This window comes from Rossellomorea aquimaris (assembly GCF_003315075.1).
Classification (GTDB): domain Bacteria; phylum Bacillota; class Bacilli; order Bacillales; family Bacillaceae_B; genus Rossellomorea; species Rossellomorea aquimaris_C.
Map to the genome: position 1 here is coordinate 22835 of NZ_QNRJ01000008.1, position 16248 is coordinate 39082.

9 protein-coding genes are annotated in these 16248 nt (G+C 44.8%); 7 read left to right on the forward strand and 2 right to left on the reverse strand.

Going from position 1 to position 16248, the window contains the following annotated elements:
* Positions 1-6: 6 nt before the first annotated feature.
* From DET59_RS11985 to lepB, 3 genes are all read left to right on the forward strand, one after another.
* Positions 7-1974: a S9 family peptidase gene (locus DET59_RS11985; protein WP_113969900.1), complete on the forward strand. Its 1968-nt coding sequence runs from the start codon at positions 7-9 to the stop codon at positions 1972-1974.
* 303 nt (positions 1975-2277) lie between these two features.
* The gene (locus DET59_RS11990) at positions 2278-2919 is read left to right on the forward strand and encodes a TVP38/TMEM64 family protein (RefSeq protein ID WP_113969901.1); all 642 of its coding nucleotides are present in this window, start codon (positions 2278-2280) and stop codon (positions 2917-2919) included.
* Positions 2916-3476 (forward strand): signal peptidase I, encoded by a 561-nt coding sequence (gene lepB, locus DET59_RS11995; RefSeq protein ID WP_113969902.1) that lies wholly within the window; start codon positions 2916-2918, stop codon positions 3474-3476. The genes DET59_RS11990 and lepB overlap by 4 nt, the downstream gene beginning before the upstream one ends.
* Positions 3477-3653: 177 nt before the next feature.
* Here the strand turns inward: lepB and DET59_RS12000 are convergent, their stop codons facing one another.
* Entirely contained in the window at positions 3654-5165 is a 1512-nt protein-coding gene (locus DET59_RS12000) for an HD-GYP domain-containing protein (RefSeq protein ID WP_113969903.1), read from the reverse strand.
* Positions 5166-5402: 237 nt separating this feature from the next.
* On the opposite strand from DET59_RS12000, the gene DET59_RS12005 reads away from it, so the two are divergent.
* Positions 5403-6584: an endonuclease gene (locus DET59_RS12005; protein WP_397540938.1), complete on the forward strand. Its 1182-nt coding sequence runs from the start codon at positions 5403-5405 to the stop codon at positions 6582-6584.
* A gap of 147 nt (positions 6585-6731) precedes the next feature.
* Positions 6732-7280: a GNAT family N-acetyltransferase gene (locus tag DET59_RS12010; RefSeq protein WP_113969904.1), complete on the forward strand. Its 549-nt coding sequence runs from the start codon at positions 6732-6734 to the stop codon at positions 7278-7280.
* Positions 7281-7312: 32 nt separating this feature from the next.
* Here the strand turns inward: DET59_RS12010 and DET59_RS12015 are convergent, their stop codons facing one another.
* Positions 7313-8470, reverse strand: coding sequence for an MFS transporter (locus DET59_RS12015; RefSeq protein ID WP_113969905.1), 1158 nt, complete (start codon positions 8468-8470; stop codon positions 7313-7315).
* 163 nt (positions 8471-8633) lie between these two features.
* Between DET59_RS12015 and addB the strand changes: the two genes are divergently transcribed.
* Both addB and addA read left to right on the forward strand, forming a co-directional pair.
* Entirely contained in the window at positions 8634-12119 is a 3486-nt protein-coding gene (gene addB / locus DET59_RS12020) for a helicase-exonuclease AddAB subunit AddB (RefSeq protein ID WP_113969906.1), read from the forward strand.
* Entirely contained in the window at positions 12112-15873 is a 3762-nt protein-coding gene (gene addA / locus DET59_RS12025; RefSeq protein ID WP_113969907.1) for a helicase-exonuclease AddAB subunit AddA, read from the forward strand. Before addB ends, addA begins: the two co-directional genes overlap by 8 nt.
* Positions 15874-16248 lie beyond the last annotated feature (375 nt).

Sequence of the window (16248 nt, forward strand, 5' to 3'; positions counted from 1 at the left end):
CGAATCATGAATAAAGGAATCGAAATCGATGATCTGTATGAGTTAAAGGCCGTATCTGACCCAAGATTGTCACCAAGTGGGGAAGAAGCCGTTTATGTCAAAACCATTATGTGTGAAGAAAAAAATGAGTATTTCTCAACCTTACATAGCATTCGTCTGCAAGATAAGACCACTCGCCAATGGACTTTCGGAGAGCAAAAGATTTCATCTCCGAGATGGTCACCTGATGGGGGGACGATTGCCTTTGTCTCAAATCGTTCCGGCGTGAATCAGCTTTATGTCATTCATCGTGATGGAGGGGAAGCAGAGCAGCTGACGGATTATCAAAAAGGTGTTTCGAATCCTGTATGGTCTCCTTGTGGTGAAAAGATCGCTTTCTCAATGCGATTGGAAAAAGGGCAGACGTTTGAAAAGAAGGATGGCGAAGAAGAGAAATTAAAGCCATTCGTTGCGACAGGCATGAAATATAAAAGTGATGACCGAGGTTTCGATGACAGCTGCTACTCGCAAATAGTAGTGGTGAACGTGGCGTCAAAGAAAATGAGAAGAGTCACGGATGATGTCCATGATTACACTCTTCATTCCTGGTCTCCAGACGGAGGGCACATCGCGTTTTCAGTGGACAGAACAAAAGAAAAAGATTTCTCCTTCCAGTCTGATTTATTTATTTTTCATCTTGAAACGGACGAATATAAGAAGATTAATAAAGAATCGGGTTACTACGGAGGAGCGGCCTGGTCTCCCGACGGAGGGCATCTTGCCTATATGGGGCATGGACGTGAATATGAGAATGCGACACATAATAAGGTGTGGCTGTATCACCTTGAAACCGGTCACTCCGTTTGCCTGACAGAAAGCATGGATCTGCCCGTAGGAGACTATCTCAATAGCGATAGCATCCAAGGCTCATCTCAAGCAGGAATCCTATGGTCACAGGACAATGAAAGTCTCTATTTCCTGGCGTCTGATGCCGGAAACACGGTTCTCTATTACGCTCACATTGAAGGGGCCATCTACCCTGCGTTGTTGCAAGAGGAGCAGCATGTATACGGATTCGACTTCGATTCTGATCGACAAGTGATGCTCGTTGCCATGAGCAAACCGACCGAACCGGGTGAATTGTATACTCTTCATGTTCCTACCGGAGAGCTGAAGAAAATGACCAACCTGAACGGGGACCTGGCGGATCGGGAATTATCATCTCCCCAATCGTTTATGTACAAGGGTGCGAAAGACCGGCTCGTTCAAGGCTGGATCATGAAGCCAGTCGGCTATGAGGAAGGGAAGAAGTATCCACTTATCGTCGAAATACATGGGGGCCCCCACACCATGTATGGGAACACTTTCTTTCACGAATTTCAAGTGCTGGCAAGCAAGGGATACGCTGTTTTATATGTGAATCCAAGAGGAAGCCATGGCTACGGCCAAGAGTTCGTGGATGCCGTAAGAGGAGATTACGGCGGCGGGGATTACGAGGATATCATGGCAGCAGTCGAGTATGCCCTGGAGGAATTTCCGTTTATTAATGAATCCCGCTTAGGTGTGACCGGCGGAAGCTACGGAGGATTCATGACCAACTGGATCATCGGCCACAGCGACAAGTTTAAAGCAGCCGTTACCCAGCGCTCCATCAGCAATTGGATCAGTTTTTACGGAGTGAGCGATATCGGCTACTACTTCTCAGAGTGGCAAATCCAAAGCGATCTTGGTGACATCGAAACTCTTTGGAAGCATTCACCCCTGGCGTACGTGAAGAATATGAACACACCCCTATTGATACTTCACAGCGAAAAGGACTACCGTTGTCCGATTGAGCAGGCGGAACAACTATTCATCGCATTAAAGCGGGAGAAAAAAGATGTGAGATTCGTGCGTTTCCCGGAATCCAATCACAATTTGTCCAGGACTGGAAAACCTTCTTTGAGGGAAGCAAGATTACAAGAAATGGTGGATTGGTTTGGGGAGTATTTATAGAGGGAGAACTGTCATTCCTGGATGGGGATGACAGTTTTTTTACGGAGATATGTGAAAGGAGGAATTGAAGATAAAATTGTGACGAGGGTGAGAGCAATATTTTGAAAGTCGATAATATCCACCGCAAAAATACCCACCCTGGCAGGTTTACATCCCTATACATTAGGCAAAGTTATATTAATAAAACGACCCAAGAGATAACAATATGGAAATCCTGAATTTGTGTGATATGATGAAAATACAAGTAACGATATAACGAAATGAGTCTATTTGTTCATGGTCGTTTAAGGGGAAACATATAATATGGATATAAATAAGATAAAAGACTGGTTTACGCTTGAGAATATGATGGACCTGATTCAGCAGTATCGTTCATTCGGACCGATTCCAGGGATCCTGTTGCCGCTGTTGGAAGCCTTTCTCCCATTCCTGCCCCTGGTCGTGTTTGTGACGGCCAATGCAAATGCCTTCGGGTTATGGTGGGGGTTTCTATTTTCGTGGATTGGGGCTACGCTTGGTGCCCTTATCGTGTTTCTGTTGGTACGAAGATATGGGGAAACCCGATTCTTTCGTTTCCTGAGAAAGAACCGCCAAGTGAAGCGATTGACGAAATGGGTAGACAAGCATGGGTTTGGCCCGTTGTTCATTCTTTTATGCTTCCCTTTTACACCGTCTGCCTTGGTGAATGTTGTGGCGGGATTGTCGTCGATCAGCATCGCTCAATATATGCTCGCTGTGGTTACGGGGAAAATGGTGATGATTTTCACCATAAGCTTTATCGGATATGATATTATATCATTAGTAAGACAACCAATACGTACTGTAATCGTTGCAGCCATTATCTTTGTACTATGGTTTGTAGGGAAACGAATTGAGATACATCTGAATAAGAAAATGGAAGTAGACCAACGAATTGAACGGAAAAAGCAGGAGGAATCAAATTGAGAGAAGAGGTAAAAAGAGAAGGACTCGAATGGATTAAAGCCTTGGGGATTGGACTGATCATCTTTATCATCATTCGAACCTTTCTCTTCTCCAACTATGTAGTCGAAGGTGAATCGATGATGCCGACACTACAGGATGGAAATAAACTTGTTGTGAATAAAATCGGTTATCATATTGGAGACTTGGATCGCTTTGATGTTGTGGTCTTTCATGCGAATGAGAACGAGGATTATGTGAAACGAATCATTGGACTGCCCGGTGATAAGGTCGTGTATAAAGATGATAAGTTATATGTTAACGGAGAGTACTATCCTGAACCTTATTTAGAAAAATTCAAGCAGGAGTATATCGGCAACAAGCTGACGGGAGACTTTACCCTTGAAGAAATCACGGATCAGCAAACGGTTCCCGAAGGAAAAGTATTCGTTCTTGGAGACAATCGTCGGGGAAGCATGGATAGTCGCTATTTCGGGTTTATAGACCGGGAACAGATTGTGGGAAAAGTGGATCTTCGTTACTGGCCTATCAACGAATGGGATATACAATTCAGGAACTAAAGATATGGGAATGCTGTTCGATACATGGACAGCATTCTTTTTTTTTTGCGAAAGATTCTTCGAGGTTCCGGACTGTTGAAAGGATGATACTTCCGAAAAGTGATGCTTTAAGCTCTTTGAATAAGGAAAGGATCAAATCCATTTTGGGGATCGGATCCTTTCTATGTTGATGGGTATTTAAATGGCAGAACGGGATGTGCCTGTCACTTTAATCCCCCTCATAAACGCTTCAACAAACTCCTCATCCCACTGTGTCCCTTTGCCTTCTTCCAAAATGGAGAGGGCTTTTTCGATAGGCATTCCTTTTCGATAAGGGCGATCAGAGGTCATAGCGTCAAAGGCGTCGGCGACAGCGATCAATCGTCCGAACACGGGAATATCGTCTCCTTTTAATTGATCGGGATATCCCCGGCCGTCCACCCGCTCATGGTGGTGCTTGATGCCGGGTAAAATGGGCAGGAGTTCTTCTGTTAACTGAACCCCTTTTACAATTTCTTCGCCAATGACAGGATGGCGTTTAATTTGATCGAACTCTTCAATTGTTAATTTCCCTTCTTTTAAAAGTACATCATCCCGGATTCCTATTTTTCCAATGTCGTGAAGCAAGGCCGATTTGTTGAGTAAGTCGATGTCTTTGGAGGACCAGTTGCATTGTTTGGCAATTAAAACAGAAAACTCCGCAACACGTTTAGAATGGCCGGCCGTATAAGGGTCCCGTGCATCCAATGTACCTGCTACGACGGCGAAAAATTGATCGAGTAGCTGCTGGTTTTTCTGATCTCGCAGATTGATGGCTCCTACCATGTGGTTAAACCCGGAAAATAAATGGGAAAATTCATCCGTGTATGTATTCACTACGGGTGAAACATGCCCCTCCTCGACTTTTTCAAAACGGGCTACCAGCTCTTTCACAGGTGCTTCGATGCTTTTGAAAATAAGGAGGGCTCCATAGAAAGCTAGAATCGTAATGATGAAAATCAGAGTCCCTGCCCATTTCCAGTAGTCTACTAAAAGCGTGGGGTCTGCAATCGATAAGCGAATCTGTGAAGCTAATGAAAAAAGCAGGATCGGAAACAGCGCAAGAAACAGGGAAGCTGCCAAGATTTTTCTTTTTAAACTGATAAATAAGGTGGACGGATTCGATGGATCGACTCCGTATGTTTCAACTGCTTTCCGAATAAGGTCCGCCTGCAGTGAATGACAAGCTCTAAAGGTTAAGAAAAATTCAATCAATGCATGAAGAATCGCCACTAAAAAGGCGCCGCACCAGGCATAAAAAATGTAGGTGTACGGAATGGACAACCACCCTGCATTGATGCTGACAACCGTCAACAAAGTCGACGGAAGAGCCAGCCCCAGAAAGTGAGGGAGCATGATTCGTCTAACCGTTAAAAGTGGGAACCTTTCCGCTTGTTGATAGGCATTTGAGAGAAGGTCCAGACTGAGTGTTGATCCCTTCTTTTTATAGACGAGCTTCATCGGACGAATATGCTTCTGATACACCAAAAATTCGCAGCTGAACATCGTGATGATCGAAAGGGAGATGATGCCTCCCATTGTGAGCAGTTCCTTTTCATTGAGGGCAAGGGTTTGAAAGATGAATACAGACCCGACACCAAAGACGGCAATGAAGCTTCCTAGAAGATAATTTCTAATGATTGTACGTTGAAATCGCTGATATGCATTCAAGGATGAATCCTCCAATTTCCCTAACATTTAGTAGATTCATTATATAGGAAATTTGGAGTGGGGAACATGATGATTTAATACTTTTTTAGGAAGATTTAGTGGAGTGGGGCTGGGTGCGCCGAGTGCAAATCCTATGATAATAGACTCATTTTAAAGCATTTACACAAAATTTACCCTATTTTGACAATATGTAATGTACGCTAAATGTATAGTCATATTTAGGGGAGGCGAAGCAATTTGAAGGTTGTAAACAAAAAGTTCATCAGCATTTTTTCAATTTTAATTATTTTTATGATTGCGTGTGGTCAAGTATCTCCAAGCCAAATGAGTGCAGCGGGAAATGGGACGTGGAGTTCGCCGTTTACTGTTGATCAGGCATTATCCAATCAAGATGGTTCCACTCAGTCAGTGGAGGGGTATGTGGTCGGGCAGCCAACCTCTACGTCATCCGTTGTCACGAGTAACTTTCCAAACGATTACGCACTTGCCTTGGCGGATTCCCCGACTGAATCCAATACGGATAAGATGGTCTATATTCAGATTCCATCTTCTTACCGTTCAAACTTTGGATTACAAAGTAACCCGGGCCTAATGGGTGAAAAGATCAAAGTGACGGGCAGTTTAACGGCCTATTTCTCCCACCCGGGAGTGAAGTCTACGTCAGCATTCGAATCAGTGGATGATGGCGGGACTGATCCGACTGATCCTCCAACCGACCCAACCGATCCACCATCTTATGAGGAATATTACAATACGGCTGAAGGGAAAACGGGATCTTCTTTAAAAACAGCACTACATAACATCATTGATGATCATCAAACTCTTTCCTACAGCGATGTATGGGGAGCTCTTCGAAATACAGACGAAGATCAGAACAATCCGAATAACGTGATCCTCCTATACTCAGGCCGTTCCCAATCCAAAACGACAAACGGTGGTGGAGTCAACGACTGGAACCGGGAACATGTCTGGGCGAAATCCCACGGAGACTTTGGAACGGCTCAAGGACCAGGGACGGACCTTCATCACTTGAGACCTACAGATGTAACCGTCAATTCTTCAAGAAGTAATCTTGACTTTGATAATGGCGGGACTCAGCATGGCGAAGCACCGGGCAACTATTATGATGGGGATTCCTGGGAGCCCCGGGATGAAGTGAAAGGGGACGTTGCCCGTATGATTTTCTACATGGCGGTCCGCTATGAAGGGGACAGCGGGGAACTGGATTTAGAAATCAATAACAACGTCAACAATGGAAGTGCCCCTTATCACGGGAAAATGTCCGTTCTCCTTCAATGGAATGAACAGGATCCTGTCGATGAAAGGGAGATCAGGCGCAACAATATCATCTTTGAACAATATCAAGGAAATCGAAATCCATTCATCGACCACCCTGAGTGGGCGGAAATGATCTGGTAAGTTGGATTGAGCCTGGAAGTTTCCGGGTTCTTTTTTTATGGGAAAATAAAGATGGATGGCGGGGAGGGCACTCACGAAACTTTTTCAACGACAATAAAGGAATCGGAGAGGAACGCCTCGAAATACATACGTCGAGGTGAAAATGACATGAAAAGGTTATTGACGGGTACAAGAATTTATCTTTCCGGTTTTCAGGAGGAAGATGTTACGGCTATAAGGGAATGGAGTCAAAATGAAGAAGTTCAGAGATTACTGGATGCTCTTCCCCATAAGCCGAAAACAGAGGAAGATATTAAAAAATGGATGGGGGATCCAGGAGACAACGCCTATCGTTTTGCTATTCGTTTAAAGGACGATGGCAGGATCATTGGCTTTGTTGAATTGGACGGGATTCTATGGACGCACCGTGTCGGATGGGTCTCCATCTCAATAGGGGATGAACAGTCCTGGGGCAATGGATATGGCAAGGAAGCCATGCAATGTTTGTTGGCGTACGCTTTTCATGAGTTGAATTTATACCGAGTCCAATTAACGGTATTTTCATATAATGAGAGGGCCATGCGCTTATATGAGTCACTCGGATTCAAGAAAGAAGGAAGCTATCGTCAATTTTTACAAAGGGACGGAGATCGATACGACATGATCTTATACGGACTATTAGCGGAAGAATGGAAAGGTAAAGTGAAAGAAGGATGATGGTGTCCTTCTTTTTATGACGTAGAAGGCATCTACGCCCTCATCCTCCACCTCCTCCGCTCCACATACAACAAGCCACTCATCCAGGCATGAAATAAGAAGCATCCCAGTAACAGAGACAACGATTGTACGTAAGTAAGCTTCATGATGACTATGGGTGCTATGCTTGTTCCACCTAATAAAATAAAGGAATACAGGCTGAGTGCCTGACTTCGGTCATCTCCACTCATATCTCCGATGAGGGTAATGACGGTCGGAATCAACAATGAAATGGCAGAAACAAACAGGACTGAAGAGAGAACGATGATGAAGGGTTCACTCTTGTGTACATAAATAAACGCAATCAATACACTCGCAATGGAGATGGTCACACCCATAAAAAGAGTTTTATAGACTCCTTTTGCTTCAAGGAGGCGACCGGTAAAGAGTGATAAGCTGACACCGATCAATCCGACTGCCCGGAGTAGGAAAAGCAGATTGGAATCACCCGATAAGTACCGGGTCAAGCTGTCATAATAAGCAACAAACGAGGCGAGAAGGGTGAACACGATGCCATAGCAGTAAAGGAGTTCCTTCCTCAAAAGGAGTTTATAAATCGTGACGATCTGGTGTGTGACGGAAACGGATCGAGTGGACGTAGCGGGCAGCGTTTGTTTTCCCATTACAAATAAGGAGACGTACACCACTGCGAAAAAGAAGAATACAATCGTCCAGTTGCTGTAGCGGGTGATTCCTTCACTGAGTAATTGACCGAGTAGGCCTGCGAACAGAAAACCGGAATTGATAAAAGCGAGAAGCAGCGTTCTCTTTCTTCCAGAAAACAAATCATACGTATAAGCAAAGGCGACGGGGGCAAAGCTCCCCAGACAAAAGCCTTGAATCCCCCGTATGAAGAATAAACTCCAGAAATCGCCTGCAAGCCCCACTAAGCCTGTTGAAACCGCAGAGGCAAGCATTCCCCAAACGAGAATCTCTTTTTTTCCGAAACGATCTGCGCTATTGGCAAAGGTGAGAAGTCCACAGGCGTAGAAAAAGATAAATGAGCTTCCTGCCATAACGACTTCACTTTGTGCGATGGAGAGGGAGGAAGCGATATTCCCGTAAATGGGAATGAACGTGTAAATATTACAGGCTACCATAATCGCCATCACAACAAGAACAGAAGCGATTCTGTTAAAATATTGATCCATCAGCAATCACCTACCTCTTTTTACTGTATGCAGGTGTTCCAAATATTTTCAATAAAGATTGAGACGGGAAAGATTTGTTCCTGTGTACTATAATGAACCTATACAAAAATTCAACCTGCCTCATGGTTACAATAGATATTAGAATAAGAAAGGGAGTGAGAGGATGGCTGTACGTTTTATTCTCGGGCGCTCCGGTACGGGGAAAACCCATCGCATATTAAATGAGATGAAACAGAGCTTATTGGAAGCGCCGAATGGGGATCCCATCATCTATATCGTACCGGATCAGATGTCATTTATATCGGAATACGAGCTTGTCAACACACCCGGTCTAAATGGGATGATTCGTGGACAGGTGTTCAGTTTCACCCGGCTAGCGTGGAAGATTCTGCAGGAAACGGGCGGAATGAGCCGCTACCATCTATCAGATGTCGGCTTAAATATGATGATTAGGAAGATTATCGACGAAAATAAAGATCGTCTACATATTTTCTCGAAGGCCGCGGATAAGCCGGGTTTCATTCATCATGTAGAATCCATGTTGACGGAATTTAAGCGCTATTGTATTTCGCCTCAGGATCTCCACCAATTTGATGGGGAAGATGAGCGGGGTTCAAAGGTTTTGAAGGATAAGCTTCATGATCTTGAACTGATTTATGAGAAATTCGAGGAGAAGCTCCTCGGCAAATACATTGATTCAGAAGACTATTTTCAGCTGTTGGCAGACAATGTGAAAAACTCTGAGCTTCTTAGAGATGCAGAGATTTACATAGATGGCTTCCATAGCTTCACGCCCCAGGAATATCTGATAATCGATCAGCTCATTCAGCACAGTAAGACAGTGACGGTTGCCCTGACAGCCGATCCGGAGCAGCAAATGGGTGCGATGAACGAGTTAAGCTTATATCGGATGACGAACGAAACGTACCATACTCTTCAGGATATATGCCGTGGAGCGGGGAAGTCAATAGAAGAAGAGGTGTTAGTGAAGCCGATTCGCTTTCATAATGAAACGATGCTGCATCTCGAACGTCATTTTGAGGACCGGCCAACTGTTCCATGCGAAGAAGCAAAAGGCTCCATCGAGTTTATGGAAGCCTCTAATCGCCGGGCAGAGGTCGAAGGGATAGCAAGGGAGATACGGAAGCTTGCCCGGGAAGAGGGGTATCGCTACAAGGATATAGCGGTGCTGGTTCGAAACAGCCAGGACTACCGTGATAAGGTCGAAACGATTTTTCAAGATTATAGTATTCCATTTTTCCTTGATCAGAAGCGGACAATGTTAAATCACCCATTAATTGAGTTGATCCGTTCGACTCTGGAAATTATGAACACGAACTGGAGATATGAGCCTGTCTTCCGGGCGGTGAAAACTGACCTGTTGTTTCCTTATCAAAAAAATCCAACCGATTTGCGGGAAAAAATGGACCGTTTGGAGAACTATGTGTTGGCCTACGGGATCAAGGGCGATCGCTGGACGAAGAAAGATCGCTGGAAATACCGCCGCTTCCGTGGTCTTGAGCATGTGGACGCACCACAAACCGACCGTGAAAAGGAACTCGAGCATGAGATCAATGAGCTTCGTTTATTTATTTCTGCGCCGATCATCCGTCTCGGAAAACGATTGAAAAAGCAATCCACGGGACGGGAATTCTGTGAAACTCTCTATCTATATCTGGAAGAGTTGGATATTCCGGCTAAGCTTGAACGTATGCGTATGGAAGCAGAAGAAAAAGGCGACTTGATTGCGGCAAGAGAGCATGATCAAGCTTGGTCAGCCGTAATGGACTTACTTGATCAATATGTAGAAATGCTCGGTGATGAGGAAACGACGATGAAGAAATTCTCGTCGATCCTGGATGCAGGTATGGAAACGATGCAGTTCTCTTTAGTCCCCCCGGCCATAGATCAGGTCATTATTGCAGATCTTGAGAAATCAAGGCTGGGTGACATTAAAGCAGCCTTTATCATCGGGGTGAATGATGGGGTTCTTCCGGCGAAAATGAATGAAGACGGAGTCCTGTCTGATGAAGACCGGGAATCGTTGATCAATAGGGGCTTCAAGATAGCTCCCAGTAACAGGACGAAGCTGTTGGACGAGGAGTTTGTGGCGTATAAAGCCTTTACGACCCCGAGTGAACGCTTATTCATCAGCTATCCCATCGCCAATGAAGAAGGAAAAGCGTTATTAGCATCCTCTTTCATAAAAAGGCTGAATGAAATGTTCCCGGATGCAAATACGAAGCTTCTTATTAATGAACCATCCGAGCTTTCTGAAGAAGAGCAGCTGCACTATGTTTGCCATCCCAATGTGACGATTTCTCATTTAACGTCGCAATTACAGTTGAAGAAACGGGAATATCCGATCTATGACTTCTGGTGGGATGTGTATAACTTCTATGCAGCATCAAACGATTGGAAATGGCATTCACAGCATATTTTATCCAGTCTCTTCTACCAGAATCGGGCGAATCAGCTTTCTGAGGATACGAGCAGGGATCTGTATGGTGACCATATTTTAGCAAGTGTATCCCGGATGGAGCTGTTCCATAGTTGTCCGTTTTCTCATTTTGCCAGTCATGGGTTGAAGCTTAGAGAGCGGGATTTCTTTAAACTGGAGGCACCGGATATCGGGGAAATGTTCCACTCCGCTCTTAAATGGATATCAGAAGAAGTGGAACGTCATGGTCTGACCTGGGCATCTTTATCAAAAGCGCAGTGTCTAAAGCTTGCTAAAGAAGCCGTCTTGATGCTCGCACCGAAGCTTCAGCACCAGATTCTATTAAGCTCAAACCGCCATTATTATATCGCTCAGAAACTTGAGCAAATCATAAGCCGTGCGAGCCTCATTCTCAGTGAACATGCGAAGGCAAGTGGGTTTGTGCCTGTCGGGGTGGAGCTTGGGTTCGGACCGCATGCGACCCTGCCGCCGTTCCAGTTCCAGCTGAGAAATGGAACGAAAATGGAGCTTCAGGGAAGGATCGACCGGGTAGACAAGGCAGAAGATGCAAGTGGAGTATACCTGAGGATTGTTGATTACAAATCGAGTGCGAGAGATTTGGATATGACGGAAGTGTACTACGGATTGGCCCTTCAGATGCTGACGTATTTAGATATTGTGTTAACAAACTCTAAGCAATTTGTCGGGAAAGAAGCAAAGCCTGCAGGCGTACTCTATTTCCACGTTCATAATCCTATGATCAATAGTAAGAAAATCTTGACCATGGATCAAATTGAAAAGGAAATTTTTAAGAGCTTTAAAATGAAGGGACTCGTTCTGGGAGACTCTGACATCGTTCGTTTAATGGATCAAACATTGGATACCGGGAACTCAGATATCATCTCGGCCGGGATCAAGAAGGATGGATCATTATCCTCCCGGTCAAAAGCGGCTTCAACAGAAGACTTTCACTATATGCGCCAGCATGTGAGAAAGCTATATGAAGCGTCAGGGAACCGGATCGTTTCAGGTGAGACCAATATTACTCCTTACAAGCTGAAGGACCGTACACCATGTCAGTTCTGTTCGTTCCGTTCCGTTTGTCAATTCGACCAATCTCTTGAAGAAAACGAGTACAGAGTTCTCCCGACGGCTAAACCAGAAGATCTATTAAAAAAAGTGAGAGAGGAGGTAGAGTCCAATGAGTAATGGTACGATACCGGCAAAGCCTGATCATGTTACATGGACAGATGATCAGTGGAAGGCGATTTGGGCAAAAGGTCAGGACATTCTCGTAGCAGCGGCCGCAGGATCAGGGAAGACCGCAGTTCTTGTAGAGAGGATCATTCAGAAAATCCTTTCTGAAGAAGACAGAATGGATGTGGACGAACTATTGGTTGTAACCTTTACCAATGCATCGGCCGCTGAGATGAGACATCGGATCGGGCAGGCATTGGAAAAGGCGATTGATGAGGATCCCCATTCCCATCATTTAAGGAAGCAGCTGAGCTTACTGAACCGTGCTTCTATTTCGACTCTTCACTCTTTTTGCCTTGAAGTGATTCGTAAATATTATTATCTCATCGACATTGACCCGGGTTTTCGGATTGCCGATGAAACAGAAGAGGATCTGCTGCGTGATGAAGTGCTTGATGAGCTGTTTGAAGAGGAATACGGAAAAGAACATAATCATGATTTCTTTACACTGGTAGATACATTTACCAATGATAGAAGTGACGGGGCCCTTCAGGATATGATCCGAAAGCTGTATGACTTTTCACGTTCCCATCCGAACCCGGACGAATGGCTGAGAGGGCTGGAAGAGATGTATGACATCCAAGAAGGTGTAGAGATTGATCAGCTATCCTTCATTCAGCCGCTTCTGACCGATATTCGCTTACAGCTTCATGGGGCGAAAAACTTGTTTCAGCGTGCATTGGATCTGACACGGGTTCCTGGAGGTCCGGGTCCAAGAGCTGAAAATTTTCTAAGCGATATTGAGATTGTCGAGAGCCTTGAAGAAAGCCGGCAGATTTCATGGAATGCATTATATAAGACGATTCAAACCCTTCCCTTTACAAAGTTAAAAGCTTGTCGCGGGGATGACTATAACAAGGATATGGTAGATGAAGCCAAAAAGCTTCGGGATCAAGGGAAGAAAACGTTAGAGAAACTGCAGGAAGATTTTTTCTCAAGAAGACCGGAGTCATTCCTTGAGGATATGAAGAAGATGAGAGACGTGATTCACACCCTGGCAGAAGTGGTGGTGGAATTCGGCAAACGTTTCCGACAAGTGAAAGAAGAAAAAGGACTTGTTGACTTTGCGGATTTAGAGCATTTTTGTCTAGAAATTTTAAGAGACCCTGCATCAGATTCTTTACTTCCTTCAGAAGCGGCAAAGCAGTATAAAAATAAATTCAAAGAAGTATTGGTCGATGAATATCAGGATACGAATATGGTTCAGGAGTCGATTCTTCTTCTCATTACCGAAGAACGAGAAGAAGTAGGGAACCGTTTTATGGTAGGAGATGTTAAGCAGTCCATTTATCGCTTTCGATTGGCAGAACCGAATCTGTTTTTAGGAAAGTATACCCGCTTTCTTCCTGTAAGCGGAGAAGCGGGATTGAAGATCGATTTATCTCAAAATTTCAGAAGCCGGAAAGAGGTATTAGAGGGAACCAACTTTTTATTCAAGCAAATCATGGGATCCTCGGTTGGGGAGATGGAATATAACCGGGAAGCAGAGCTGGTAAAGGGTGCCCCTTATCCTGAAGAGAAAGAGTATCCGATCGAAGTAGCGATCATTAATCAGGAATCAGAGGAAGCGGGTGGTGATGAAGAGGAATTGTCCATTTTTGACGAGGGTGATATTGAGAAATCCGTGCTTGAAGCCCGCTACATGGCAAATAAAGTGAAGAGCATGATTGAAGAGCGAACACCGATCTATGATGCCAAAACGAAGACAGAGCGTCCGATTCAGTACAAGGATATTGTGATTCTGCTTCGTTCCATGCCTTGGGCGGCAGAAATCATGGAAGAATTCAAACGGCAAGGAATTCCGATTTATGCAAATCTGTCTACTGGTTATTTTGAAGCAACCGAAATCGCGATCATGCTTTCACTGCTGAAAGTGATTGACAATCCGTATCAGGATATTCCCCTGGCATCGGTTCTTCGCTCACCGATTGTTGGACTGGACGAGCAGGGACTTGCAAGCATTCGAATCCATTCTAGAGCGGGAACGTATTACGAAGCCTTGAAGAAATTTGCAAGTGAAAAACCAGGTAACCCACGTGAAGAAGAAACATTTGAAAAGGTCAAAGTGTTCCTGTATCATCTGCAAAACTGGCGGACAAAGGCTAGACAAGGATCGGTTACAGAGCTGATTTGGCAATTGTACCGGGACACCCGATTCTATGACTATGTCGGAGGAATGGCAGGCGGGAAGCAGCGTCAGGCAAATCTTAGGGCACTATACGACCGTGCCCGCCAATATGAATCAACATCATTCAGAGGGTTATTCCGCTTCCTGCGATTCATTGATCGGATGAGGGAAAGAGGAGATGACCTCGGGGTAGCGAGAGCTCTCAGTGAACAGGAGGATGTGGTCCGCTTAATGACGATTCACTCCAGTAAAGGGCTTGAGTTTCCGGTTGTCTTTGTCGCTGGCACGTCGAAGCAATTCAATCTTATGGACTTGAACGCTTCCTATTTATTAGATAAAGATCTGGGTTTGGCCACCAAGTATACCGACCCGGGGAAGCGAATCAGTTATCCATCCCTTCCCCAGCTGGCATTTAAGCGGAAGAAGCGCATGGAGGCCATCTCAGAGGAAATGCGGGTGCTCTATGTGGCGTTAACCCGTGCCAAAGAAAAGCTATTCTTGGTGGGAACCGTGAAAAGCTTAGAGAAGTCACTTAAGAAATGGCGGGGAGCTTTAGGTCAGACCGAATGGTTGTTATCTGATTATGACCGTGCCGGGGCCAGTTCCTATCTTGACTGGATAGGTCCGTCCCTCATGCGACACCCCCATTGTGGAGAGCTTGGGGAAGATGCGGTCTTAGAAGGAAGCGGGATCAATGAAGAGATTCTAAAGCATCCTTCCTCCTTTCATATCAAGACGATTCATAAGTCTGAGCTGGGTGCAGAAGAAGAGGAGTCATTGAGTGAAGATGACAATTGGAAAGAGCAAGTGAAGAACGGTGGGGAAGTGGAAATAGAGTCCACTCATAAAAAAGAGGTATTGCACCGTTTGTCGTGGAAGTATCCCCATCTGAGTGCTACAAACCTTCGCTCGAAGCAATCGGTTTCTGAGCTGAAGCGCATGGTGGAAATAAGGGATGAAGCAGCAAGTATCGATATTCTTCGTCGCCATCAAAAGCCGGTGTATAACAGGCCTCAATTCATGCAGTCCAAAGAGCTGTCACCTGCTGAAAAAGGAACGGCCATGCACACGGTCATGCAGCATATTTCGTTTGCGGATGGTGTACCCACAGAAGAAGATGTAAAAGAGTTGTTATCGATGTTAGTGAATAAAGAAATCCTGACGGAAGAACAGGAAAGAGCCATCTCGTCAGACAACATCGTTGGTTTCTTCCAAAGCGACCTTGGGAAGCGTCTGGTTCAGGCAGCGAATATCCAACGGGAAATTCCATTCAGCATGAGTGTCCCTCTGAGTGAAATATCGGAAACAGGGGAGGGAGCCCCGGAAGAAACGATCCTCGTTCAAGGGGTCATTGACTGTGTATTCCGGGATGAATCGGGAATTGTGCTGTTGGATTACAAAACGGATGGTATCCATGATCGCTATAAAGATGGTTTTAGAGAAGCAAGACCGATACTTGAAGAGCGTTATAGGGTGCAAATTGAATTATATACCCGCGCATTGGAATCGATTTGGAAAGAAACAGTGTCTGAAAAGTATCTTTACTTTTTCGACGGAGGGCATGTGCTGGAACTATAAAGAAGAACCACTTTGAAGCACTTGCCTTCAAAGTGGTTTTTTTAAAAGGCTTTTTTCTTAAAGTTTGTTGCTATTGTAGAGGAGAAAGTAATAGTTGATTTCCGCTCCAGGATGCTCGCTTTCCGCGGGGCTGGCGGTGAGCCTCCTCGGCTGCGCCTCCGGGGTCTCACCTGTCCAGCTATTCCCGCAGGAGTCGAGCCTCCTTCCGCTCCAATCAACTTTCTGAGCATGAATCCTTAATAGAAAACAATTAAAACAAGAATTTTAGCAAACAATCTCATTTAAGGTAAGTAGTGATTGATTTTCGTTTTAAGGAAGAAGAATTATTTTTTCTAGATACACTGTTTTCTTACACACTTTGAAGCTCTGTCATAA

Bases quoted from the DNA above. Each gene is read 5' to 3' on its own strand.
- DET59_RS12010 (WP_113969904.1), top strand. From the start codon at position 6,732: ATGAAAAGGTTATTGACGGGTACAAGAATTTATCTTTCCGGTTTTCAG.
- DET59_RS11990 (WP_113969901.1), top strand. From the start codon at position 2,278: ATGGATATAAATAAGATAAAAGACTGGTTTACGCTTGAGAATATGATG.
- DET59_RS12015 (WP_113969905.1), bottom strand. From the start codon at position 8,470: ATGGATCAATATTTTAACAGAATCGCTTCTGTTCTTGTTGTGATGGCG.
- DET59_RS11985 (WP_113969900.1), top strand. From the start codon at position 7: ATGAATAAAGGAATCGAAATCGATGATCTGTATGAGTTAAAGGCCGTA.
- addA (WP_113969907.1), top strand. From the start codon at position 12,112: ATGAGTAATGGTACGATACCGGCAAAGCCTGATCATGTTACATGGACA.
- addB (WP_113969906.1), top strand. From the start codon at position 8,634: ATGGCTGTACGTTTTATTCTCGGGCGCTCCGGTACGGGGAAAACCCAT.